Consider the following 21317-nt stretch of genomic DNA (forward strand, 5'->3'; position numbering starts at 1 on the left):
GGAGTTTCCCAGGCCTTCAGACGAAATGGCCGACGCTTTGACCGCCGACCTTCCGAAAGGCGCTGCCGTACGCCCTGGCGCGATCGTTCTGGCGCGCCATGGCGAACCGGACATTCACCGCAAGGTGATGCTGAACGCACACGGCTATCGGGATTACTGGAGCCGCTACGAGCAGCTCGGCATCCGGCCGGGCCAGAAGCCGCCGCTCGCCCTGGTCGAGCAGACCGCGCGCGCCGGCGTGATCATCTCGTCGGTCCGCAACCGCTCCATCGAGAGCGCCTTGGCCCTGGCCGCGGGCCGGGAGTTCGCGCGCAACGCCCTGTTCGTCGAGGCGCCGCTGCCGCCGCCGCATTGGCCGAGCTTCGTGAGGATGTCGCCCAAAGTCTGGGGCTTCATCGCCCGCTTCTGGTGGTGGTTCTTCAACCATCACGAAGGCCAGGAGACGCGGCGCGAGGCCGAGGCGCGGGCCGAACAGGCCGCCGACATGATCGTGGAGTACGCCGGCCAGGGGCACGATGTCGTCGTTCTTGCGCACGGCTTCTTCAACTTCATGGTCGGCCGCGCCCTGCGCCGCCGGGGCTGGCGTCTGACCGCCAATCAGGGCTGGAAGTACTGGTCCACGCGGCGGTACGAGCGGCGTTAGGGACGTTGCCGCATTGCCGGGGGCGCCCTCGGTCACTAACTTGCCCGCTTTCGAGGAATCCTGAAGCATGGCCGACGCCGCCGATATTGACGCGCTCTCCTTCGAGCAGGCCCTGGCCGAGCTGGAACGCATCGTCGGCCAGCTTGAATCCGGCCAGGCGCCGCTGGAACAGTCCATTGAGCTCTATGAGCGCGGGGCGCTGCTGAAGGCCCACTGCGAGAAACGCCTGGAGGCGGCGCGTCTGCGGGTCGAGAAGATCGTCGTCGGCCAGAACGGACAGGCGGGCGTCGAGCCGGCCGAGTTCAACTGAGATGTCGCTGGCCCAGCGCGTGGCCGAGGCCGCCGATCTGGTGACGGTGGCGCTCGACGAGCTCCTGCCGCGGGCCGAAGGGCCCGAGCAGCGGCTGACGGAAGCCATGCGCTACGCAGCGCTCGGCCCGGGCAAGCGGCTGCGCACCTTCTTCGCCATCGAGACCGGGCGGATGTTCGACCTGGAGGATAGGCCGGTGCTCCGCGCAGCCTGCGCGCTGGAATGCATCCAGGCCTATAGCCTGATCCACGACGATCTGCCGTGCATGGACGACGATGACATGCGCCGCGGCCGGCCGACCGTACACAAGGCCTATGACGAGGCGACCGCCGTCCTGGCCGGCGACGCCCTGCAGACCGTGGCCTTCGAGATCCTGGCCGATCCTGACACCCATCACGACGGGAACGTCCGCGCCGACATGGTGCTGAAGCTCGCGCAGGCGGCGGGCGCGCGGGGCATGTGCGGCGGCCAGATGATCGACATGCTGGGCGTGCGCGACGACCTGGGTGCGGTCGCGCGCATGCAGCGCCTGAAGACCGGGGCTCTGATCGCCGTGTCCTTCGAGCTGCCCCTTATCATCGCCCACGCCGGAGAGGCTGAGCGCCATGCCTTGATGGGCTTCGCCCAGGACATCGGCCTGGCCTACCAGATCGTCGACGATCTGCTCGACGCCGAGGGGGACAGCGCCGCCATGGGCAAGAAGGCTGGTAAGGACGCCGAGAGGGGCAAGGCCAACTACGTGACCCTGCTGGGGGCCCAGGCCGCCCGCGAGCGGCTCGCCGTGCTGAAGGAACAGACCAAGGCGCACCTGGAACCGTTCGGTCCGCGCGCCGATTTCCTGCGGGCTAGCGTCGATTTCGTGCTAGATCGCCAGAGCTAATTCAAGAAAACTCCACAATATGGCGCCAGTCACACCCCTGCTCGACAAGGTCAAATACCCGCGTGACATGCGGGGTTTCAGTGCGCCTGAACTGCGCCAGCTGGCTGATGAACTGCGGGCCGAGATGATCGACGTGGTGTCCCAGACCGGCGGGCACTTCGGAGCCGGACTGGGCGTCGTCGAACTGACTGTGGCGCTGCACCACGTCTATGAGACGCCCGACGACATCCTGATCTGGGACGTGGGGCACCAGGCCTATCCGCACAAGATCCTGACCGGGCGCCGCGACCGCATCCGCACCCTGCGCCAGGGCGGGGGCCTGTCCGGTTTCACCAAGCGCAGCGAGAGCGAATACGATCCGTTCGGCGCCGCGCATGCGGCGACCTCGATCAGCGCCGCCCTCGGCTTCGCCGCCGCGCGCGACGCGGCCGGCAAGTCCAACAGCGTGGTCGCGGTCATCGGCGACGGCTCGATGAGCGCCGGCATGGCCTACGAGGCGATGAACAACGCCCACGCCACCACGGGCCAGCTGACCGTCATCCTCAACGACAACGATATGTCGATCGCGCCCCCTGTGGGCGGGATGAGCGCCTATCTGGCCCGCGTGGTCTCTGGCGGCGGCTACCAGTCGCTGCGCAACCTCGGCAAGTCGGTGGCCAAGGTGCTGCCTAAGCCGTTGCAGGAAGCGGCCCGCAAGGCCGAGGAATACGCCCGCGGCATGGTCACCGGCGGCACCATGTTCGAGGAACTGGGCTTCTATTATGTCGGGCCGATCGACGGCCATGACCTGGACGCTCTGGTCCCGGTGCTGAAGAACGTGCGGGAGATCAAGGACAAGCCGGTCTTGGTCCACGTCGTCACGCAGAAGGGCAAGGGCTACGCCCCGGCCGAGAGCGCAGCCGACAAGCTGCATGCGGTGGCGAAGTTCGACGTCATCACCGGCCAGCAAGCCAAGAGCGCCCCCGTCGCGCCGACCTACACCAAGGTCTTCGCCCAGGAGCTGATCAAGCGGGCAGAGGTCGATCCCAAGATCGTCGCCATCACCGCGGCGATGGACTCGGGCACCGGCCTGGACCTCTTCGCCAAGCGCTTCCCCGAGCGCATGTTCGACGTTGGCATCGCCGAGCAGCACGCGGTGACCTTCGCCGCGGGCCTGGCCGCCGACGGCATGAAGCCGTTCTGCGCCATCTATTCGACCTTCCTGCAGCGCGGCTACGATCAGGTCGTCCACGACGTGGCGATCCAGGGCCTGCCCGTGCGCTTCGCCATGGACCGCGCCGGCTTGGTCGGCGCGGACGGCGCCACCCACGCCGGCTCCTTCGACATCGGTTTCATGGGCGCCCTGCCGGGCATGGTGCTGATGGCCGCCGCCGACGAGGCCGAGCTGGCCCGGATGGTCGCCACCGCCGCGGCCATCGACGACCGCCCCTCCGCTTTCCGCTATCCGCGCGGCGAGGGCCTGGGCGTCTCCATTCCGGACCTCGCCGACCCGCTGGAGATCGGCAAGGGCCGCATCGTGCGCGAGGGGTCGGCCGTCGCCATCCTCTCCTTCGGCACCCGGCTCTCCGAAAGCCTCAAGGCGGCCGACATGTTGGCCGCCCGCGGCCTTTCGGCCACCGTCGCCGACGCCCGGTTCGCCAAGCCGCTCGACATCGAAATGCTGCTGCGGCTGGCGCGCGGGCACGAGGCCCTGATCACCGTGGAAGAAGGCGCCATGGGCGGCTTCGGCGCTTTTGTGCTTCAGGCGCTTGCCCAGCATGGCGCGCTCGACCGCGGCCTGAAGGTCCGCACCCTGGTGCTGCCCGACGTCTTCCAGGACCAGGACAAGCCCGAGGCGATGTACGCCCAGGCCGGCCTGGACGCCGAGGGGATCATGGCCGGCGCCCTGGCCGCGCTCGGCGTCGACAACGTCTCGACCGCTGGCCGTCGGGCTTAGGCCCTATTTGCAGAAGCCCAGGAACTTGCGGACCTGGCCCTTGGGGGCGGGCGCCGGCTGAAGCGTCTGGCCGATCGCGGTCAGGGTGACCTCGCCGCTCTTGCGGAAGGCGGCGGCGAAAGGCGCAAGAGTCGAGAACTCCGCCTGCGCCGTCGTCCCGTGGGTGATCTCGTTGGCGCTGCCCTGTCCGCGCAGGCTGAGCGAGACGCCTTGCGAAACCAGGGTCACGCTCATCGGCCAGGGCTCGCGCACGCCGGCCCGGTCGACCCAGGTCTCCCCGATCTGGCGCACGCCGAGCTGTTTGGCGAGGTCGGCCAGCAGCTTCACCTGGCCCGACTTGCGTGTGCAGAAGAAGGCGAGCGGCTGGTCGTCGGTGTTCGGCGTCCCGAAGCGCAGGGCCGCCTCGCCGTCCTTCGGCGTCTCCACGGTCCAGACGTGATCCGTGTCCTGGGCGCCGGCGGCGGTGGCGAGCGACAGAGCGAGGGCGGCGAGCGGCAGGACGAGCTTCATGCCGGCCAAGCTAGCATCTGCCTAGAAGGGCTGGAACCGCTCGACCAGCGACTGGCCGCCCGGAACCTTCTGCACCCGGCTGATGTCGCCGCGGCCGCCGTAGCTGATCCGCGCCTCGGCGATCTGTGTGTGCTTGATGGTGTTGGCCGAGGAGATGTCCTCGGGCCGCACGATGCCGGCGACGGTGAGCTGACGCAGTTCGGCGTTGGTGCGCACCTCCTGGGTGCCCTGGATCACCATGTTGCCGTTGGGCAGCACGTTGGTCACGACCGCCGCGATGGTCAGAGAGATCTTCTCCGAGCGGGTGACCGCCCCAGTGCCGGTGTTGTTCGTGGCCGAGTTGGTGTTGACCGCGTTGGCGGGATCGAACCCGCCCGGGAAAAATCTGCCCAGGCTCGATTCCAGGCCGAGGAAGTTGTCGACGCCGGCCTTCATTCCGGAGGTGCGGCTGCTGGTCGATGTGTTCTTGGTCTGGGCCGAGTCGTCGATGTCGATCTGGACGGTCAGGATGTCGCCGACCCGGTTGGCGCGCTGGTCGATGAAGAAGGCGCGCGCGCCGGTCCGCCACAGCGAGTTGGCCGAGGCCGGCTGCGGCGAGGGCTCGCGGGCCGAGACGAAGGTCGGCTGCTCGCGCCCGACCAGGGCGGCCGGATAGCCGACCGGGGCGAGTTCTGGGCCCTTCACGGCTTCCTTGACGGTGGAGCAGGCGGCCAGGGAGCTGAGGGCGAGGACGGCGAGAAGCGAGATACGCATGGGGGCTGTTCCCTAACGGAGCGCGTACTGGGTGCGGGGCAGGGCCTTGAGCTGATCGGCGGCGGGGCCGACCAGAGCCTGGCCGGGGCCGCTGGCCACGGCCTGGATGACCTTCTTCGAGGCGGTGTTCTGGACGGCGAAGCTGTCGCCGAGCGCCGCCCCGGCCATGGCCTTGGCCTGCAGCGCCAACGATATGCCGTCGTTGTCGTAGGTGACGGTGATCATCTCGCCGGCCTTGATGACCTGGGGCGCGGAGACGTCGCGGGCGGAAACCGCCGCGCCGGCCCGCAACGGCCGGCGGGCCGCCAGGCCGATCACCGCGTCGGCGTCGCCGGGGGCGTCCGACGGGGCCGCGGCGACCTTGGCCCAGACCAGATCCTGCGGCTGGACGATCTCGCCGGCCGGGAGGCTGCGCGCGTAGGTCAGCACCTCGACATTGGCGCGGGCCGAGCCGGCGGCTGGCCCGGCGGTCGGCGCGCCGCGCACCACGATGCGTCGGAAGCCTTCGGCGTTGGCCCATTCCAGGCCCGCTCGGCGGGCCGCGCCCTGCACGGCGGCCGCATCCAGCACCGCAGAGGCGCCCGGCTTGGCGGCGACCGGGACCTTGCCGGCGGCGCCCGCGCCGTCGAACAGGTCGCCCAGAGTGATCATCCCGTCGCTGTCGGTCGGATCGGCCTTCAGCGTGACCGGCGTGGCGGCCAGGGCGGGGGCGGCGATCAGGGCCGCGGCGGCGGCGATCAGCAGGCGTTTCATCATGATCAGGACCTGATGTTGCTGGCGGTGCGCAGCATCTCGTCGGCCGAGGTGATGACCTTCGAGTTCATCTCGTAAGCGCGCTGGGCGACGATCAGGGCGGTGATTTCGCTCACCGCATCGACGTTCGAGGCCTCGGTGTAGCCCTGATTCAGCACGCCCGCGCCGTCGACGCCCGGCGTTCCGGTCGTCGGCGCGCCCGAGGCGGCGCTTTCCTTGAGCAGGTTGTCGCCGATCGCGTCCAGACCGGCCTCGTTGACGAAGGTGGCCAGCTCGATGTTGCCGACGATCTCCGGCTGGGTCTGGCCCGGACGGATCGCCTGGACCTGGCCCGACTTGGAGATCGAGATGTCCGTGGCGTCCTGCGGGATGGTGATGGCCGGCTCGATCAGATAGCCGTCCTCGGTCACCAACTGGCCCTGGTTGTTGGGCGAAAAGTTGCCGGCGCGGGTGTAGGCGATGACCCCGTCGGGCATCATCACCTGGAAGAATCCGCGGCCCGAGATGGCGACGTCGAACTTGCCGCCGGTGGCGGTCATGTTGCCCTGCTCGGTGATGCGATAGACCGAGCCGGCCTTGACGCCGCCGCCTACCTGCACGCCCGTCGGCACCACGTTGCCCTGGTCGGACGACTGCGCGCCGGCCCGCTCGATGGTCTGGTAGAGCAGGTCCTGGAACTCCGCCCGCTGCTTCTTGAAGCCGACGGTGTTCATGTTGGCGATGTTGTTGGAGATCACATCGACGTTCAGCTGCTGGGCGGCCATGCCCGTCGCGGCGGTGCGGAGCGCTTGCATCGGTCAGCTCTTCCTTAGTTCACCTTCCCCATCCGCTCGATCGAGCGGCGGGACAGTTCGGAGTTCGAGTCCATCATCTTGGTGATCGACTCATAGGCGCGGGTGATCTCGACCATCCGGGTGATCTCCGAGATCGGCTTGACGTTGGATCCTTCCAGCATCCCTTGCTGGATCACGGATTCCGTGGCGGGGACGGGCTGGGCGTTCGAGCTGTTGCGGAAGCGGTTCTCGCCGACCTTCTCCAGCACCGACAGCTCAGGGAATTTCGACAATCCCACCTTGCCCAGGCGCTCCTGGCCCTGGCTGACCACGCCGTCCTTGGCGATCGTCACGGGGCCGAGCTTGGGGTCGATCACGATGTCGCCGCCGCCCTCGTCCAGCAGGGCCGCACCGTCCTCGGTGACCAGCCGGCCGTCGCCGTCCATGTGGAAGCGGCCGTCGCGGGTGAACTGTTCGCCGTCGGCGGTCCGCACCCGGAAGAAGCCGTCGCCCTGGATGCCGAGGTCGAAGGTCGCGCCGGTCGAGCGCAGCACGCCCTGGCCGAAGTCGCGGCCGACGCTGCGGTCGATCACGAACTTCACCGGCCGCGGCGCGCTGGCCGTCTGGGCCGGCGCCTGGGGCTGGGTCTCGACCATCAGGTTCTCGACCTTGAACCCGGTGGTGTCCATGTTCGCGATGTTGTTGGCCACGATGTCGAGTTCCCGGCGCAAGGTCATCTGGCGCGAGAGTCCGACGTAGAGGGCGTTGTCCATGGCGAAGCCTTAACCTGCGGCGTTTTCGTCGGCGGTTTTGGCTGCAAGGATCGGGCCAGTATGAAAATCCAGCAAAATCAACGGGAAATAAAGTTAACGGCGGTCGCCCGGCGGATTTTGCCCGGCACGAAAATCGCGCCCGTTAACACCTGTTAAAAACTTGTCCTTAACCATGCCTGGGCCATGAGACAGGGATAGATTCTAAGGAGCGCGCGCGCGTGGCCAAGGACAAGGTCAAGGAGGCTCCGGAAGCCGACTCCGCCGAAGGCGAAGACGGCGAGGGCGCGCCCAAGAAGAAGCTGTCCCCGAAGATCCTGATCATCGCCGCCGCGGCGGCCGTCCTGGTGCTGGGCGGCGGCGGGGCGGGCGCGTTCTTCCTGCTCAAGCCGAAGCCCGAGGCGGCCGCCGGCAAGGGCGAAAAGAAAAAGGAAAAGAAGGACGAGAAGAAGAAGGGCGAAGGCGACAAGCCGGTCGGCGAGGTTCGCGAGGGACCCGACGGCGTGCTGTTCTACACCATCCCCAGCGTGGTCGTGAACATGCAGACGGCCGATGGCCGCGCGACCTTCCTGAAGCTCAAGCTGACCCTGGAGGTCCCGGACCAGGAGACGGTCGACGCCCTGGAGCCGAACATGCCCAGGCTCCAGGACATGTTCCAGACCTTCCTGCGCGAACTGCGCCCCGAGGATCTGCAAGGGTCGCAGGGATCCTACCAGTTGCGCATGGAGATCCAGCGCCGGGTGAACATGGTCATCGCCCCCGCCAAGGTGAACGCCGTCCTGATCGAGGAGATGTTGATCAACTAGGCCCCCAGGGCCTGGTCGACGCGTGACGCATGGAAGACGACGAACCCAAGATCATCGGCGGGATGCAGGGCGGGATTAATCCCGACGATCCGGCTACGTGGGACAACCCCGACGATTCCAAGATCGAGGGGATGCTCGGCGCCGAGCGTATCCTGAACCAGGACGAGATCGACAGCCTGCTCGGCTTCGATCTGTCGGACGAGGAAGCGGCCGAGCGCTCGGGCATCCGCGCGATCATCAATTCGGCGCTCGTCTCGTACGAACGCCTGCCGATGCTGGAGATCGTCTTCGACCGCCTGGTGCGGCTGATGACCACCAGCCTGCGCAACTTCACCTCCGACAACGTCGAGGTCAGCCTCGACAACATCTCGTCGATCCGCTTCGGCGACTATCTGAACTCGATCCCGCTACCGGCCATCCTGTCGGTCTTCAAGGCCGAGGAGCTCGAGAATTACGGCCTGCTGACGGTCGACTCCAACCTGATCTACTCGATCGTCGACGTGTTGCTGGGCGGTCGCCGCGGCACCGCGGCCATGCGCATCGAGGGGCGTCCCTACACCACCATCGAACGCGTGTTGGTCCAGCGGATGGTCGAGGTGGTGCTGGCCGACGCGCGCGCCGCCTTCGAGCCGCTGACCCCCGTCAGCTTCACCCTCGACCGGCTGGAGACCAATCCGCGTTTCGCCGCCATCGCGCGGCCGGCCAATGCGGCCATCCTGGTGAAGCTGCGCATCGACATGGAAGACCGCGGCGGGCGCATCGAACTGCTGCTGCCGTACGCGACGCTCGAGCCCATCCGCAAGATGCTGCTCCAGCAGTTCATGGGCGAGAAGTTCGGCCGCGACAACATCTGGGAAAGCCATCTGGCGACCGAACTCTGGACCACGCAGATGGACGTGCGCGCCGTGCTCGACGAACAGCAGCTGCCCCTGCGCCAGGTGCTTGAACTGAAAGTCGGCGACACCCTGCTGCTCAACGCCACGCCCGACAGTCAGATCGAGCTGCGCGCCGGCGCCATTCCGTTGACCCGCGGCCGCATGGGCCGCCGCAACCACCACATCGCCGTGCGGGTCGACGCGCCCCTGTCGCCGCACGCCAAGAAAGCCATTGCGAGGTTCAAATGAGCGCCATCGCCATCGGAATGAACCTGATGCTGGCCGGTCTGCTGACCGTCGCCCTCGTCATGGGCTATCGCCTCAATGCGCGGCTTAAGGCCCTGCGTGAAAGCCACGAGGGCTTCGCTCGCGCGGTCGCCGACCTTGACGCCGCCGCCAGCCGGGCCGAGCAGGGTCTGGCCGACCTGCGCGCGGCCACTGACGAGGCGCATGACGCCTTGGCCGACCGGATCGAGAAGGCCCGGGCCCTCACCGCCAAGCTGGATCGCCAGCTCCAGGGCGCCCCCAGCTTCGCCGGCCGCGCCGCCGAGCCGGTTTCGGAAACCGATGTGGAGCGGGTGACCCAGCGCCTCGGCTCGCTGCTTTCGGCCGCACGCGAGCCGCGTCCGCAGCGCGAAACGCCGCGCCGGGAGCCGGTCGCGCCCCGCGCCCGTCCGACCTTTGACGACGACCTCTTCGATGCGCCCTTAGAGCGCGCGCCGCTGCGCGCCCGGGCTGGAGTCCGCTGATGCAGAACATGCCCCGCATCCTGCCGCTGGTGGGCGTCGCTATCGCCGGCGTGATCGGCGTCAATGCGCTGTCCGGCGCTCAGACCCTGCCCGACATGGTCTCGGGCGCCCGCGCCTTCGCTGAAGAGGCGGCCAAGGGCGTGAAGTCCGCAGCCAAATCGGACGAGAAGGCCTCGACAGGCGAGGCCAAGGACACCGCCGCCAAGGTTCCGACCCTGCCGGCCGCCGCCAAGCCCGCCGCGGTCTGCGCGCCGACCGCGGCCGAACTGGCCAAGGAAGCAGGGCTGTCGCCGGCCGAGCTGCAGGTGCTGCAGAGTCTGGGCGCGCGCCGCGGCCAGCTCGACAAGCGCGAGCAGGACCTGGACGTGCAGCTTGCGTTGCTGGCCGCCGCCGAGGCCAAGCTCGACGCCAAGCTCCAGGCCCTGACCGGCATGAAAGGCGACATCGCCAAGCTGATGGTCGACGCCGACGCCAAGGAGCAGGCCGAGATCGATCGCCTGGTGAAGGTGTTCGAGCTGATGAAGCCCAAGGACGCCGCGCCGCGCATGGTGCTGCTGGACGACGCGGTGCGCCTGCCGGTGGCCGCCAAGATGAAGGAGCGGGCGCTCTCGCCGATCCTCGCCAACATGCCGCCGGTCGAGGCCAAGAAGCTGACCGAGGCGCTGGCCAGCCGCTTCGCCGAGGTCAAGAAGGTCGCCGCTGCGGCTCAGGCCGCCGCAGGGCCGCTGCCGGCCGCCGGCGCGGCCAAGCCCGGCGCCCAGGCCGCCGCGCCGCCCGTCCCGAAACCTGCGACCCCGCCGGCCAAGGCCGGCTGATCCGATGAAACTGCGCCAGGCCCTGCGGTCGAGCGTCGCGGCGATCACCATCGCCAGCGTCGCCGCGCCTGCAGGTCTGGCCGCTCCGGCGCTGGAGACCGCGCCTCGCGGACAGGTCCGCGTCGCGCAGGCCAAGGATTTCTCGCGCATCGAGATCGCCGGTCGCGCCGTGGTCCGGCGCGATGGCCAGACCCTGGTGCTGCGCCTGAACCAAAGCGCCGCGCCTGACGTCACCCAACTGAAGGTCGCGCCGCCGAAATGGCTGAAGTCCGCCGAGACGCGCCGCGCAGGCGGCGGCCTCGAAGTGGTCCTGACCCTCGCCGACAACGCCGACGCCAAGATCGGCAGCGCCGACGGCGCCACCTTCATCAATCTCTTCGAGAAGCCGCCGGCCCCTGCCAAGCCGGCCGAGATCACGCAGGCGGCGGCGCCCGCCGAAGCGGCGCCTCAACCGCCGCGCCCCAACCCGATCCCGGCGGGCGGTGTCGTCCGCATGGAGACCAGGATCGGCGCCGGCCAGGTGCAGCTGGTCTTCCCGTGGGCCAACCCGGCAGGGGCGGCGGTCTTCCGTCGGGGCGAGGCGGTCTGGGTGGTGTTCGACGCGCCAGCGACGATCGATGTCTCCAAGGCCCCGCGCGGCCTGCGCCAGCTGACCCGGATGGGCGCGGTGCGCGGGACCGACTACGCCGCGGTGCGCATCGACTCGCCGCCGGGCACCCCCGTCTTCGCCCAGTCGCAAGGGGCGACCTGGACGGTGATCCTCGGGCCCGGCGCCCAGGTCGAGGCGGCCAGCCAGATCCGCGTCGTGCGCGACCAGGCCGGCGGGCCAGCGGGCCTCAAGGCCGCCGTTGCGGGCGCGACCAAGGTGCTGCGGGTCGGCGATCCGGTTGTCGGCGACACTCTGTCGGTGGTGACGGCGCTGGGGCCTGCCAAGGGCCTGCCCTCGCGGCGCGAGTTCGTGCAGATGGCGCTGCTGCCCTCGGCCCAGGGCCTGGCGGCGGAATCCTATATCGAGGACCTGGCGGTGAGCCAGGACGGCGACCTCGTCCAGATCGGGCGTCCCTCGGGTCTGACGCTCTCGCCGGCCTCGGCGACAACGGAACGGGCCGAGGCGATGCTCGGCGCGCCCCAGGCCGCCGGCATGCCGGGCCTGATCGACTACCAGAACTGGCCGAAGACCGGCTCGGGTGGCTTCCTCGCCCGCTACAACGCCCTGTTGTCGGCCGCCAACGACGAGGCCGCGACCGGCCGGGACGCGCCCATGGCTGCGCGCATGTCGCTTGCCCGCTTCCTGGTCGGCTCGGAGCTGTCCTACGAAGCGATCGGCGTGCTGAACGAGGCCGCGCGCCGCAATCCGCAGGTGCTGGAGGATCCGGAATTCCGCGCCCTGCGCGGCATCGCCCGGGTGATGGCGCGACGCTACAAGGAGGCTCAGGCCGATTTCTCGGTCCCGATCCTCTCGGACGATCCGTCGGTGTCGCTGTGGCGCTCGTATGCGGCCGCGCAACTCGCCCAATGGCCGGAGGCGCGCAGCCAGTTCGGCGCCGGGGCCGAGGCCTTCAACCAGTTCTCGCCGGTCTGGAAGGCGCGGTTCGCGCGCTCCGACGCGCTCGCCGCCCTGGCCCTGGGCGACGTCAACGGGGCCGAGGCGCGCATCAAGCTGGCCCTGATGGACAAGACCGACCCGCCGGAGGAGTTGGCCACGCGATTGGTCCAGGCCCAGGTAGTCGAGGCGATGGGCTACAAGGACCGCGCCCTGCGCATCTATGCGGCGGTGGCCAAGGCGCCGATCGAGTCGGTCTCGACCCCGGCCACGCTGAAGGCGACCAAGATCCGGCTGGAGCTTGCCAAGATCACTCCGGTCGAGGCCGCCAACACCTTTGCGGCCTTGCGCTATCGCTGGCGCGGTGACGCGACCGAGCTGGAGACGATCCGCGCGCTCGGCCACCTCTATCTCAGCCAGGGCCGCTATCGCGAGGCGCTGGAGGCGCTGCGCGGCGCGGGCTCCCGGTTGCCGGATTTGCCGGAGTCGGTGCAGCTCCAGTCCGACCTCGCCGCCGCCTTCCGGGCTCTCTTCCTGGACGGCGCCGCCGACGGGCTGGAGCCGGTCCAGGCCGTGGCGATGTTCTACGACTTCCGCGAGCTGACGCCGCTCGGCGCCGACGGCGACCTGATGGTGCGCAAGCTGGTTCGCCGCCTGGTCGACGTCGATCTGCTGGACCAGGCGGCCGATCTGTTGAAATATCAGGCCGACAACCGCCTGGACGGGGTGCCGCGCGCCCAGGTCGCCACGGACCTCGCGCTGATCTACCTGATGGACCGAAAGCCCGAGCAGGCGCTGATCGCCATCAATTCCTCGCGCACGACCATCCTGCCCACCGCGCTGAACGCCGAGCGCCGCGTCGTCGAGGCCCGCGCCCTCAGCGGCCTTGGCCGCTACGACCATGCGTTGGAAGTGCTGGACCGGGACAACAGCCGTGACGCCCAGGACCTGCGCGCTGAGATCTACTGGAAGCAGAAGAACTGGGGCCCGGCCGCGGCCCTGCTGGAAAAGAGCTTAGGCGAGCGCTGGAAGCAGGCCGGCCCGCTCAGCTCCGAGGACGAGGGCAAGCTGCTGCGCACCGGCGTGGCGTACAGCCTTGCGGGCGACGACGCCTCTCTGGCGCGGCTGCAGCAGCGCTATTCGGGCTTCTACGACCAGGCCCGAAACCCCGACGCCCTTCGCGTGGCCCTGACCGGCGTGCAGCAGGGCCAGCTCAGCGTGGGCGACTTCGGCCGCGTCACCGCCGACAACGAGGCCTTCGCCGGCTGGGTCGCCAAGATGAAGGTCCGCTTCCGCGAAAAGCCCGCCCCAGTCGGTCCGGCCACGCCGCCGGCCCAGGCGGCTAAGCCCGCGCCGAAGCCGGCGGCCAAGCAGGCCGCTGCGGCGACCGCGGCCAAAGGATAGGCGAGACCTGGTGCGGCCGGCGTTCGGCATGATCGTGTTCGGCGCCCTGGCCATGGCCGCCGGCGCCCATGCCCAGGAGCGCAGCAGCCTGCGCGACTTCTGCGCCGACCGGCCCGGCAAGGGCTCGCCGCCTTGCGTCATCGACGTCGGGGTGTTCCAGGCCGAAATGGGCGCGGTCGACGCCAGCTTCCAGCGTTCGGGCCCCGGATCCAGCGAGACCTATGCGGTCGGCGCCCTCGAACTGCGCCTTGGCCTGACGCCGAACCTGGAGGGCCAGATCGCCTGGACGCCTTACGCCCAGGTCCGGGCCCGCGACGGCGGAGCGACGTCGAGAACCTCCGGCGTCGGCGACCTCAGCCTCACGCTGCGCCGCTCGCTGCGCAATCCGGACGGCTCGGGCCTGTCGGTGGCCTTGCAGCCCTATGTCAGCGCCCCGACCGGCAAGCGCGGGATCGGGGCCGGGGGCTGGCAGGGCGGCCTGATCGTGCCGATCTCCGCGCCCCTGACCGACGAGGTCTCCCTCGGTCTGGCGCCGCAGGTCGACGTGGTGCGCGACGCCGACGGCGAGGGGACGCATCTTTCCTGGTCGTTGGCGGCCGGCGTCAGCCGCTCGCTCGGTCCGATGAACGTGGCGTTCGAACTCTGGGGCGGCCTCGACGATGATCCTTCAGGCGACAGCCGCCAGGCGTCCGTCGACCTGACCCTGGCATGGACGCCGGTTGACGGTTTGCAGTTCGACATCGGCGTCTATGGCGGCCTGACCCGCGACACGCCGGATCTTGAGATCGGCGCTGGGATCGCGCGCCGCTTCTAGCCGCCGCCGGCGCCGCGCTGGAAGCTCTCGACCAGGCTGCCGGCCACCAGCCGCCAGCCGTCGACCAGCACGAAGAAGATCAGTTTGAACGGCAGGGACACCACCACCGGCGGCAGCATCATCATACCCATGCTCATCAGCACGCTGGCCACGACCAGGTCGATGACCAGGAAGGGGATGAAGAGCAGGAAGCCGATCTCGAAGGCGCGCTTGAGCTCCGAGATCATGAAGGCCGGGGTCACGACCGTCAGCGGCGTTTCCTGGGCCGTGGCCGGTCGCTGGATCTTCGACAGCCGGATGAAGAGCGCGAGGTCCTCCTGGTCGACCTGGCTCAGCATGAAGGTCTTCACCGGCGCGGCCGTGGCGTCGAAGGCCGCGGGCAGTTCCATCTGCTGGTCCATCAGCGGCTTGATGCCGTCTTCGTAGGACTTCTGGAAGGTCGGGCCCATGACGATGGCGGTCAGGAACAGGGCCAGGCTGATGATCACCGCGTTGGGCGGGCTCTGCTGGAGGCCCAGCGCCGTGCGCAGCAGCCCCAGCACGACGACGATCCGCACGAACGACGTTGTCATGATCACGATCGACGGCGCCAGCGACAGCACCGTCAGCAGGCCGACCATCTGGACGACGCGCTCGGACAGGCCCGCCCCGGTGCCGAGGTTGACGTTGATCGCCTGGGCTAGGGCCACGGCCGGGAAAATCAGGCTGACCAGCGTCGCGGCGGCCGAGAGGCGCAGGGCCCTGCGCCAGTCATCGGCGCGATCCTGGAAGATGGCCTTGAAAACCTTACGCATGGGCGTCCGTTCCGGGCTTGCCCTCGGTGGGCAGGACCTGCCCCTCGCCGAGCAGCAGCAGCTTCTCTTCGCCGTCGAACGAGACCACCACCAGGCGGCGCGACGGGTCGAGGATGAGGGTCTCGACCACCGCCAGGCGCCGCTCCTTCTTCATCGGTACGAAGCGCGCCAGGGCGTCCGGCCCGAACCTGCGCAGCGCCACGGCTCCAAGGCCGACGAGCCCCAGGGTCAGCGCCAGGGCGAAGACGGCGCGGAGGAATTCAGGCAGTTCCATCGGTGGATTCGAAAGGGAATGGCGTGGCGCACTGCGCCGTCCGCCATGGAGTGCGCCCAAGGGTCTTAAGGCGCGGTTAACCCTGTTTGTTCACCATATCGGATCATGGACCTGAACGAGATTCCTCTGTTCGCGATGCTCAAGGGGCGGCTTGGCCACCTCAACGAGCGCCAGCGTCTGATCTCGCAAAACGTCGCCAACTCCGACACGCCAGGCTACACGCCGGGCGACCTCAAGCCCTTCACCTTCGAAGCGAAAGTCCAGGCGGCGCAAGCGGCAGGCGCCTCGGCGCAGGCGGTGACGCAGCCGGGCCACATGACGCCCGCCTCGCAGCGCCGCACGCCCTACAAGGCGGTCAAGGCCAAGGACTCCGAGACCACGCTCGACGGCAATTCCGTCGTGCTGGAGGAGGAGATGATGAAGATGACCGAGGCGCGCATGAACTACGACGCGGCCATCGGTTTCTATCAGAAGTCGCTCAACATGCTGCGCCTGGCCTCCCGCGCGCCCGGTCGCGGCTAGGAGACGCTAGATGGCCGACATCAAATCCACCTCGACCGCGCCGCTCGCCATCGCCGCAACCGCCCTGCGCGCCCAGCAGGCGCGGATGCGGGTCATCGCGGAGAACATGGCCAACGCCAATTCGGTGTCGCGCCAGCCGGGCGGCGACCCCTATCGCCGCCAGATCCCGGTGTTCACGCCCTACAAGACCGACGCCGGCCAGGGCGTGCGGGTCGCCCGCGTCGAGCCCGACCGCAAGGATTTCCGCAGCGTCTACGACCCCAGCCACCCCTCGGCCGACGCCAAGGGCTATGTGAAGCTGCCCAACGTCGACACCCTCGTCGAGGCGCTCGACATGAAGGAGGCGCAGCGCGCCTACGAGGCCAACCTGAACGTCATCGAGACCGCGCGGGCCATGGAGCAGCGCACTCTCGACATCCTGAAAAAGTAGGCGCCTAGGCCATGATGACCGCGCTCGCCGCCGCCAAGGCCTATGCCGCGACCCAGAACACCGCGATCGCGCGTCCCGCCTCCCCGGCCCAGGACGAGCAGGGGCTGGACTTCGGTTCGGTGCTGAAGTCGGCCATGGGCGACGTGCTGCAGAACACTAAGAAGGCCGAGTATCAGATCGCCGCCCAGGCGGCCGGCAAGGCCGAGCTGATCGACGTCGTCACGGCGATCTCGGCCGCCGAGGCCAGCCTGGAGACGGTGATGGCCGTCCGTGACCAGGTGATCAACGCCTACCAGGAAATCATGCGCATGCCGATCTGACGGCGCGCCGGCGAGACAGGGGTTCCACTTCCACCTGCCCGTGTTACGCCTAGCGGCATGTCGGCGATCGAGCTTTCGGCCATCGAGAAGCGCTTTGGGGCGCATGTCGCCCTCGCCGGCGTAGACCTCGCCATCGCGGCGGGGGAGTTCGTGGCCCTCGTCGGCGCGTCGGGATCCGGCAAGACCACGCTGCTGAAGACCATCAACGGCCTCGTCCCGCCCGACTCCGGAGCGATCCGCGTGGAGGGCCTGGATGCGCGCGGCCCGCCGCCGCACGAGCTGCGCCGGAAGATCGGCTACGTTTTCCAGGAGGTTGGGCTGTTTCCCCACCTCAGTGTCGCCGAGAACATCGGTGTCACGCCGCGCCTGCTGGGCTGGGCGCCAGCCAGGATCGCCGCGCGGGTCGACGAGTTGCTGGACCTCGTCGCCCTGCCGCGCGAGGTGGCGCGTCGCGCGCCGGCTCAGCTCTCCGGCGGCCAGCGCCAGCGCGTCGGGGTGGCCCGCGCCCTGGCCGCCGAGCCCAGGCTGATGCTGATGGACGAACCGTTCGGCGCGCTCGATCCCCTGACCCGCGACGCGCTCGGCGCCGATTACCGCGCCCTGCACGACAGGCTGGCGCTCACCACCGTCATGGTCACCCACGACATGGCCGAGGCGGTGCTGCTGGCCGACCGGATCGTGGTGCTGGAGGCCGGCGTCATTCTCGCTGACGGGGCTCCACGCGAACTTCTGGCGCCGGGGCGGCCGGACGCCGTGCGCGAACTGCTGGAGGCGCCGCGCCGCCAGGCCGAGCGGCTGCGCGCGCGGCTAGGGGGCGGGGCATGAACCCGAAGATCGCCCAGGCCCTGGCCCTGCTTCCCGATTATCTGGCCTGGCACGTCCTGCTGAGCGCCAGCGCCCTGGCGTTGGGGATCGCCGTCAGCCTGCCGCTGGCGGTGGCCGCCAGCCGTAGTCCGCGCCTGCGTTGGCCGCTGCTCGCCTTCGCCGGCTTCATCCAGACCATCCCGAGCCTGGCGCTGCTGGCGCTGTTCTATCCGGTGCTGCTGGGCCTCTCGGCGGCCAGTCAGGCCTTGCTGGGGAAAGGCTTCTCGGCGCTCGGCTTCTTGCCGTCGCTGCTGGCCCTGACCCTCTACTCGATGCTGCCGATCCTGCGGACCGCGACCACAGGCATCCTCGGCGTCGATCCGGCGGTGCGTGAGGCCGCCGACGGTGTTGGCATGACCGCGCGTCAAAAGCTGCTCCAGGTCGAGCTGCCGTTGGCCATGCCGGTGATCATGGCCGGCGTGCGCACTGCGGCGGTCTGGACCATCGGGGCGGCGACGCTTTCGACGCCGGTCGGCCAGACCAGCCTGGGCAACTACATTTTCGCAGGGCTCCAGACCGAGAATTGGGTGTTCGTGCTGTTCGGCTGCGCGGCCTCTGCGGTGCTGGCCCTCGCGGTCGACCAACTGCTGGGCCTGATCGAGACGGGCGCGGCAAGGCGTCGTCGAGGCCTGATCTTGGCGGGCGGGGCCTTGCTGGCGGTCGGCGCTCTGGCCGCGATCAGCCCGCTGGCGGCGATCGGCAAGCCGGCCAGCTACGTGGTCGGCGCCAAGAACTTCTCGGAGCAGTACATCCTGGCCGAGTTGATGGCCCAGCGCCTGGAAGACCGCGGGGCGCGGGTCTCGCGCAAGGAAGACCTGGGCTCGGCCGTGGCCTACCGCGCGCTCGCGGCCGGCGAGATCGACGCCTATGTCGACTACTCCGGCACGCTCTGGACCAATGTGCTGAAGCGGCAGGACAATCCGGGCCGAGCGGCGGTGCTGGCTGAGCTGACGTCGGAGCTGAAGCGCCGCGACGGCGTCGTCGTGCTGGGCTCGCTGGGCTTCGAGAACGCCTACGCCTTCGCCATGCGCGCCGACCGGGCCAAGGCGCTGGGCGTCGCCAGCCTCGCCGACCTCGCCCGCCAGGCGCCGCGCCTGACGCTTGGCTCGGACCTGGAATTCCTGTCGCGACCGGAATGGAAGGCGGTCGACGCCGCCTACGGCTTCCATTTCAAGGCCGAGCGCTCGTTTCAACCGACCTTCATGTACCGCGCTCTGTCCGGCGGGGAGGCCGACGTGATATCGGCTTTCTCGTCGGACGGCCGGATCTCCGCCGACAAGCTGGTGGTGCTGTCGGATCCGAAGGGCGCGCTGCCGCCTTACGACGCGGTGATCCTCATCTCGCCTAAGCGGGCGGGGGACGAGCGCCTGCTGGCGGCGCTGCGGCCGCTGGTCGACTCGATCTCGGTCGAGGCCATGCGCGCGGCCAATTTCAGCGTCGACCGCGACCGAGACAAGGTGACGCCGGGGGAGGCGGCCAGGGCGCTCGCCGCCGGGAAGTAGCGCTTCGTTAACCATAACTGGGCAATTTTGACCTAGCTGGTTTCCAGCGGTTCACGCGTACCTCGAAAGGCCTTCCGATGAGCGGCGCCGAAGTTCTGGACGTCGGTCGCGACGCCATCTGGCTCACCATCCAGCTCTGCGCGCCGGTGCTGATCGTAGGCCTGGTGGTCGGCGTCGGCGTCGGCCTGATGCAGGCCCTGACCCAGATTCAGGAAGCGACCCTGGTCTATGCGCCGAAGATCGTGGCGATCTTCCTGTCGCTGCTGCTGTTCCTGCCCCTGATGGGCGCGCTGATGAGCGGCTTCATGCGCCAGATCGCCGCCCGCATCGCGGCGATGTGACGGGGCCGCGCGCCCACCCATGGAAAGCTACGCCGCCGCCTCTCAGGTCTACGCCGCCGGGCTGATCTTCGCCCGGGTGGGCGCGATCGTCATGCTGCTGCCCGGCTTCGGCGACACCAGCGTGCCGCCGCGCATTCGTCTGTCCTTCGCCTTCCTGATGGCCCTGATGCTGATGCCTGTGGTGGCCAAGGGCATGCCGGTGCCAGGCGACGTCTCCGGCGTCGCCGGAGCAGTCGTCAAGGAGCTGATGATCGGCCTGATGATCGGGGCGATCCTGCGCATGCTGCTCTCGTCCCTGGCGACGGCGGGCGAGATCATCTCGATCCAGACGACCCTCTCCTTCGCGCAGACCGCGGCCCCGGGTCAGGCGCAGCCCTCGACCACGCTCGGCACCTTCCTTGGCTTGATCGGGATCACCCTGATCATGGCGACGGACCTGCACCACATGTTTCTGGCCGCGATCGTGAAATCCTATTCGATCTTTCCGTTCAGCCGACCGATCCAGATCTCGGACGGCGCGCAGCTGGCGATCCAGACCGTCGCGGGCTCGTTCCGGTTGGGCTTGCAACTCGCCGCGCCGGTCGTGGTGTTCTCGGTGATCTTCAACGTCGCCGCGGGCCTGGTCGGACGGGTGATGCCCCAGTTCCAGGTGTTCTTCGTCGTCACACCGCTGATCGTGCTGCTGGGCTTGTCGATCTTCGCCCTCAGCCTCGGCGTCATCGGCATGGTTTGGCTCAATCGCTACCGCGAGCTGGTCTCGCAGTTCCTGGGCTAGGCCATGGCCGACGAACAGGACGCAGCGTCAAAAACAGAAGAGGCGACACCCCAGAAGCTCCAGAAGGCGCGAGAGAAAGGGGACGTCGCCAAGACCCCCGATCTGGCAATGCTGGCTTCATTTGTCGGAGCCGCCGCGGTGATCGCCATCGCCGGGGGCTGGATGTCGAGGAATCTCGCCGCCGAACTGTTGCCGTTCATCGCCCATCCCGACGCCTTCGACCTGGAAGGGCAGGGCGCGGTCGACGTGGCCAGCCGCGCGGCCCACGCCGCAGCGCCGCTGCTGCTGACCGTGCTGGCGGTCGCCGCCCTGATGGGCGCTGGCGGCAACCTGGTGCAGACCGGCCTGCTGTTCAGTCCGGAGAAGATCAAGCCGGACTGGAAGAAGGTCTCGCCGATGAGCGGCTTTCAGCGGATTCTCGGGCCGGACGGCCTGATGCAGTTCGTGAAGTCCCTCCTGAAGGTGGTGATGGTCGGCTGGGTCGGCTGGGTGGTGATGAAGCCCTATCTGCACCCGTTGAAGGAACTGGCCGCCCTGGACCCGGCCGCCATGCTGCCGCTGATGGTCGAGATCCTGCGCAAGCTGGTCTTCGCCGTCGCCGCCTTGATGCTGGCCATCGCCGGACTCGACTGGTTCTGGCAGCGCGCGCGCTTCCTCAAGCGCATGCGCATGACCAAGGAGGAGCAGAAGGAAGAGTTCAAGAACTCGGAAGGCGACCCGCACATCAAGGCCAAGCGACGGCAGATCGCCATCCAGCGCTCGCGCCGTCGGATGATGGCGGCGGTGCCGGACGCCACCATGGTGATCATGAACCCGACCCACTACGCCGTGGCCCTGCGCTATGAGGCCGGCGACACCGCCGCCCCGCAATGCGTGGCCAAGGGCATGGACGCCCTGGCGCTCAAGATCCGGGCCATCGCCGAGGAGAACGACGTGCCGGTAATCGAGGATCCGCCCCTTGCGCGGGCCCTCTATGCGGCGGTCGATCTCGACGAGTTCATTCCGCCTGCGCACTACGAAGCCGTGGCCAAGCTGATCGGCTTCATCATGCAGAACAGCGCGCGCGTGGCCGCAAAGGCCCGTCACCACTAAGATTTCCCGTGAGAAGATTTCAGTGACTGATTCGCCGGAGGCTTGCGCCTCGTCGTTCGAGATCAACCG

25 protein-coding genes are annotated in these 21317 nt (G+C 68.9%); 18 read left to right on the plus strand and 7 right to left on the minus strand.

The annotated features are described in order from the left end of the window. Positions 1 to 25: 25 nt before the first annotated feature. The 4 genes from ACE3T2_RS00920 to dxs all read left to right on the plus strand — a co-directional run bounded on the left by ACE3T2_RS00920 (position 26) and on the right by dxs (position 3769). The gene (locus ACE3T2_RS00920) at positions 26 to 643 is read left to right on the plus strand and encodes a histidine phosphatase family protein (RefSeq protein ID WP_374653728.1); all 618 of its coding nucleotides are present in this window, start codon (positions 26 to 28) and stop codon (positions 641 to 643) included. Between the two features lie 67 nt (positions 644 to 710). Beyond that, a complete protein-coding gene (locus tag ACE3T2_RS00925) occupies positions 711 to 953 on the plus strand; it encodes an exodeoxyribonuclease VII small subunit (RefSeq protein WP_312162449.1) in 243 nt (80 codons plus the stop codon). A gap of 1 nt (position 954) precedes the next feature. After that, a complete protein-coding gene (locus ACE3T2_RS00930; protein WP_374653730.1) occupies positions 955 to 1833 on the plus strand; it encodes a polyprenyl synthetase family protein in 879 nt (292 codons plus the stop codon). Positions 1834 to 1852: 19 nt separating this feature from the next. Further along, positions 1853 to 3769 carry a 1-deoxy-D-xylulose-5-phosphate synthase gene (dxs, locus tag ACE3T2_RS00935; RefSeq protein WP_374653732.1) on the plus strand — a complete coding sequence of 639 codons (1917 nt, stop codon included), beginning with the start codon at positions 1853 to 1855 and terminating at the stop codon, positions 3767 to 3769. 3 nt (positions 3770 to 3772) lie between these two features. On the opposite strand, the gene ACE3T2_RS00940 is transcribed toward dxs, so the two are convergent. Genes ACE3T2_RS00940 through flgF form a run of 5 tightly spaced genes read right to left on the minus strand, consistent with a single transcriptional unit; the run spans position 3773 to position 7331 of the window. Then, positions 3773 to 4279 carry a hypothetical protein gene (locus tag ACE3T2_RS00940; RefSeq protein WP_374653734.1) on the minus strand — a complete coding sequence of 169 codons (507 nt, stop codon included), beginning with the start codon at positions 4277 to 4279 and terminating at the stop codon, positions 3773 to 3775. Positions 4280 to 4300: 21 nt separating this feature from the next. Next, positions 4301 to 5032, minus strand: coding sequence for a flagellar basal body L-ring protein FlgH (flgH, locus tag ACE3T2_RS00945; protein ID WP_374653736.1), 732 nt, complete (start codon positions 5030 to 5032; stop codon positions 4301 to 4303). Positions 5033 to 5044: 12 nt separating this feature from the next. Further along, positions 5045 to 5785 (minus strand): flagellar basal body P-ring formation chaperone FlgA, encoded by a 741-nt coding sequence (gene flgA / locus ACE3T2_RS00950; protein ID WP_374654045.1) that lies wholly within the window; start codon positions 5783 to 5785, stop codon positions 5045 to 5047. A gap of 5 nt (positions 5786 to 5790) precedes the next feature. Beyond that, complete coding sequence (flgG, locus tag ACE3T2_RS00955) at positions 5791 to 6579, minus strand: flagellar basal-body rod protein FlgG (protein WP_374653738.1); 789 nt, start codon at positions 6577 to 6579, stop codon at positions 5791 to 5793. A gap of 14 nt (positions 6580 to 6593) precedes the next feature. Then, entirely contained in the window at positions 6594 to 7331 is a 738-nt protein-coding gene (flgF, locus tag ACE3T2_RS00960; RefSeq protein WP_374653740.1) for a flagellar basal-body rod protein FlgF, read from the minus strand. 218 nt (positions 7332 to 7549) lie between these two features. Here flgF and ACE3T2_RS00965 point away from each other — a divergent pair, with 218 nt between their 5' ends. The 6 genes from ACE3T2_RS00965 to ACE3T2_RS00990 all read left to right on the plus strand — a co-directional run bounded on the left by ACE3T2_RS00965 (position 7550) and on the right by ACE3T2_RS00990 (position 14334). Further along, positions 7550 to 8134, plus strand: a complete 585-nt coding sequence (locus tag ACE3T2_RS00965; protein ID WP_374653742.1) for a flagellar basal body-associated FliL family protein — start codon at positions 7550 to 7552, stop codon at positions 8132 to 8134. A 131-nt stretch (positions 8135 to 8265) separates the two neighbouring features. Beyond that, positions 8266 to 9258: a flagellar motor switch protein FliM gene (fliM, locus tag ACE3T2_RS00970; RefSeq protein ID WP_374654047.1), complete on the plus strand. Its 993-nt coding sequence runs from the start codon at positions 8266 to 8268 to the stop codon at positions 9256 to 9258. Then, entirely contained in the window at positions 9255 to 9758 is a 504-nt protein-coding gene (locus ACE3T2_RS00975) for a DUF6468 domain-containing protein (protein WP_374653744.1), read from the plus strand. The genes fliM and ACE3T2_RS00975 overlap by 4 nt, the downstream gene beginning before the upstream one ends. Beyond that, positions 9758 to 10573, plus strand: coding sequence for a MotE family protein (locus ACE3T2_RS00980; RefSeq protein ID WP_374653746.1), 816 nt, complete (start codon positions 9758 to 9760; stop codon positions 10571 to 10573). Before ACE3T2_RS00975 ends, ACE3T2_RS00980 begins: the two co-directional genes overlap by 1 nt. 4 nt (positions 10574 to 10577) lie before the next feature. Beyond that, positions 10578 to 13520: an endoglucanase gene (locus tag ACE3T2_RS00985; protein ID WP_374653748.1), complete on the plus strand. Its 2943-nt coding sequence runs from the start codon at positions 10578 to 10580 to the stop codon at positions 13518 to 13520. 10 nt (positions 13521 to 13530) lie between these two features. Continuing rightward, complete coding sequence (locus ACE3T2_RS00990; protein ID WP_374653750.1) at positions 13531 to 14334, plus strand: transporter; 804 nt, start codon at positions 13531 to 13533, stop codon at positions 14332 to 14334. Here ACE3T2_RS00990 and fliP read toward each other — a convergent pair. Together fliP and ACE3T2_RS01000 are read right to left on the minus strand one after the other, a co-directional pair. Next, the gene (fliP, locus tag ACE3T2_RS00995; RefSeq protein WP_374653752.1) at positions 14331 to 15128 is read right to left on the minus strand and encodes a flagellar type III secretion system pore protein FliP; all 798 of its coding nucleotides are present in this window, start codon (positions 15126 to 15128) and stop codon (positions 14331 to 14333) included. The genes ACE3T2_RS00990 and fliP overlap by 4 nt on opposite strands. After that, a complete protein-coding gene (locus ACE3T2_RS01000; protein ID WP_374653754.1) occupies positions 15121 to 15402 on the minus strand; it encodes a flagellar biosynthetic protein FliO in 282 nt (93 codons plus the stop codon). The genes fliP and ACE3T2_RS01000 overlap by 8 nt, the downstream gene beginning before the upstream one ends. 105 nt (positions 15403 to 15507) lie before the next feature. Here ACE3T2_RS01000 and flgB point away from each other — a divergent pair, with 105 nt between their 5' ends. From flgB to flhB, 8 genes are all read left to right on the plus strand, one after another. Continuing rightward, positions 15508 to 15924, plus strand: a complete 417-nt coding sequence (gene flgB, locus ACE3T2_RS01005) for a flagellar basal body rod protein FlgB (RefSeq protein ID WP_374653756.1) — start codon at positions 15508 to 15510, stop codon at positions 15922 to 15924. 10 nt (positions 15925 to 15934) lie between these two features. Then, the gene (gene flgC / locus ACE3T2_RS01010) at positions 15935 to 16354 is read left to right on the plus strand and encodes a flagellar basal body rod protein FlgC (RefSeq protein WP_374653758.1); all 420 of its coding nucleotides are present in this window, start codon (positions 15935 to 15937) and stop codon (positions 16352 to 16354) included. Positions 16355 to 16365: 11 nt separating this feature from the next. Next, the gene (gene fliE / locus ACE3T2_RS01015) at positions 16366 to 16674 is read left to right on the plus strand and encodes a flagellar hook-basal body complex protein FliE (RefSeq protein ID WP_374653760.1); all 309 of its coding nucleotides are present in this window, start codon (positions 16366 to 16368) and stop codon (positions 16672 to 16674) included. Between the two features lie 57 nt (positions 16675 to 16731). After that, positions 16732 to 17499, plus strand: coding sequence for an ATP-binding cassette domain-containing protein (locus ACE3T2_RS01020; protein WP_374653762.1), 768 nt, complete (start codon positions 16732 to 16734; stop codon positions 17497 to 17499). Continuing rightward, positions 17496 to 19040 (plus strand): glycine betaine ABC transporter substrate-binding protein, encoded by a 1545-nt coding sequence (locus ACE3T2_RS01025; RefSeq protein WP_374653764.1) that lies wholly within the window; start codon positions 17496 to 17498, stop codon positions 19038 to 19040. Before ACE3T2_RS01020 ends, ACE3T2_RS01025 begins: the two co-directional genes overlap by 4 nt. Positions 19041 to 19117: 77 nt before the next feature. Then, complete coding sequence (fliQ, locus tag ACE3T2_RS01030) at positions 19118 to 19381, plus strand: flagellar biosynthesis protein FliQ (protein WP_183773444.1); 264 nt, start codon at positions 19118 to 19120, stop codon at positions 19379 to 19381. A gap of 19 nt (positions 19382 to 19400) precedes the next feature. Continuing rightward, positions 19401 to 20156: a flagellar biosynthetic protein FliR gene (fliR, locus tag ACE3T2_RS01035; protein ID WP_374653766.1), complete on the plus strand. Its 756-nt coding sequence runs from the start codon at positions 19401 to 19403 to the stop codon at positions 20154 to 20156. 3 nt (positions 20157 to 20159) lie between these two features. Continuing rightward, the gene (gene flhB / locus ACE3T2_RS01040) at positions 20160 to 21248 is read left to right on the plus strand and encodes a flagellar biosynthesis protein FlhB (RefSeq protein ID WP_374653768.1); all 1089 of its coding nucleotides are present in this window, start codon (positions 20160 to 20162) and stop codon (positions 21246 to 21248) included. The last annotated feature ends 69 nt before the right edge of the window (positions 21249 to 21317 follow it).

The sequence above is a fragment of the Phenylobacterium sp. genome, from assembly GCF_041919955.1.
GTDB lineage: Bacteria > Pseudomonadota > Alphaproteobacteria > Caulobacterales > Caulobacteraceae > Phenylobacterium.

Bases quoted from the DNA above. Each gene is read 5' to 3' on its own strand.
- ACE3T2_RS01025 (WP_374653764.1), top strand. From the start codon at position 17,496: ATGAACCCGAAGATCGCCCAGGCCCTGGCCCTGCTTCCCGATTATCTG.
- ACE3T2_RS00975 (WP_374653744.1), top strand. From the start codon at position 9,255: ATGAGCGCCATCGCCATCGGAATGAACCTGATGCTGGCCGGTCTGCTG.
- ACE3T2_RS01020 (WP_374653762.1), top strand. From the start codon at position 16,732: ATGTCGGCGATCGAGCTTTCGGCCATCGAGAAGCGCTTTGGGGCGCAT.
- flgG (WP_374653738.1), bottom strand. From the start codon at position 6,579: ATGCAAGCGCTCCGCACCGCCGCGACGGGCATGGCCGCCCAGCAGCTG.
- ACE3T2_RS00940 (WP_374653734.1), bottom strand. From the start codon at position 4,279: ATGAAGCTCGTCCTGCCGCTCGCCGCCCTCGCTCTGTCGCTCGCCACC.
- ACE3T2_RS00925 (WP_312162449.1), top strand. From the start codon at position 711: ATGGCCGACGCCGCCGATATTGACGCGCTCTCCTTCGAGCAGGCCCTG.
- fliP (WP_374653752.1), bottom strand. From the start codon at position 15,128: ATGCGTAAGGTTTTCAAGGCCATCTTCCAGGATCGCGCCGATGACTGG.
- ACE3T2_RS00985 (WP_374653748.1), top strand. From the start codon at position 10,578: ATGAAACTGCGCCAGGCCCTGCGGTCGAGCGTCGCGGCGATCACCATC.
- ACE3T2_RS00930 (WP_374653730.1), top strand. From the start codon at position 955: ATGTCGCTGGCCCAGCGCGTGGCCGAGGCCGCCGATCTGGTGACGGTG.
- fliM (WP_374654047.1), top strand. From the start codon at position 8,266: ATGCTCGGCGCCGAGCGTATCCTGAACCAGGACGAGATCGACAGCCTG.
- flgC (WP_374653758.1), top strand. From the start codon at position 15,935: ATGGCCGACATCAAATCCACCTCGACCGCGCCGCTCGCCATCGCCGCA.
- ACE3T2_RS00980 (WP_374653746.1), top strand. From the start codon at position 9,758: ATGCAGAACATGCCCCGCATCCTGCCGCTGGTGGGCGTCGCTATCGCC.
- ACE3T2_RS01000 (WP_374653754.1), bottom strand. From the start codon at position 15,402: ATGGAACTGCCTGAATTCCTCCGCGCCGTCTTCGCCCTGGCGCTGACC.
- fliE (WP_374653760.1), top strand. From the start codon at position 16,366: ATGATGACCGCGCTCGCCGCCGCCAAGGCCTATGCCGCGACCCAGAAC.
- dxs (WP_374653732.1), top strand. From the start codon at position 1,853: ATGGCGCCAGTCACACCCCTGCTCGACAAGGTCAAATACCCGCGTGAC.
- flgA (WP_374654045.1), bottom strand. From the start codon at position 5,785: ATGAAACGCCTGCTGATCGCCGCCGCCGCGGCCCTGATCGCCGCCCCC.
- flgH (WP_374653736.1), bottom strand. From the start codon at position 5,032: ATGCGTATCTCGCTTCTCGCCGTCCTCGCCCTCAGCTCCCTGGCCGCC.
- fliQ (WP_183773444.1), top strand. From the start codon at position 19,118: ATGAGCGGCGCCGAAGTTCTGGACGTCGGTCGCGACGCCATCTGGCTC.
- flhB (WP_374653768.1), top strand. From the start codon at position 20,160: ATGGCCGACGAACAGGACGCAGCGTCAAAAACAGAAGAGGCGACACCC.
- fliR (WP_374653766.1), top strand. From the start codon at position 19,401: ATGGAAAGCTACGCCGCCGCCTCTCAGGTCTACGCCGCCGGGCTGATC.
- ACE3T2_RS00920 (WP_374653728.1), top strand. From the start codon at position 26: ATGGCCGACGCTTTGACCGCCGACCTTCCGAAAGGCGCTGCCGTACGC.
- flgF (WP_374653740.1), bottom strand. From the start codon at position 7,331: ATGGACAACGCCCTCTACGTCGGACTCTCGCGCCAGATGACCTTGCGC.
- flgB (WP_374653756.1), top strand. From the start codon at position 15,508: ATGGACCTGAACGAGATTCCTCTGTTCGCGATGCTCAAGGGGCGGCTT.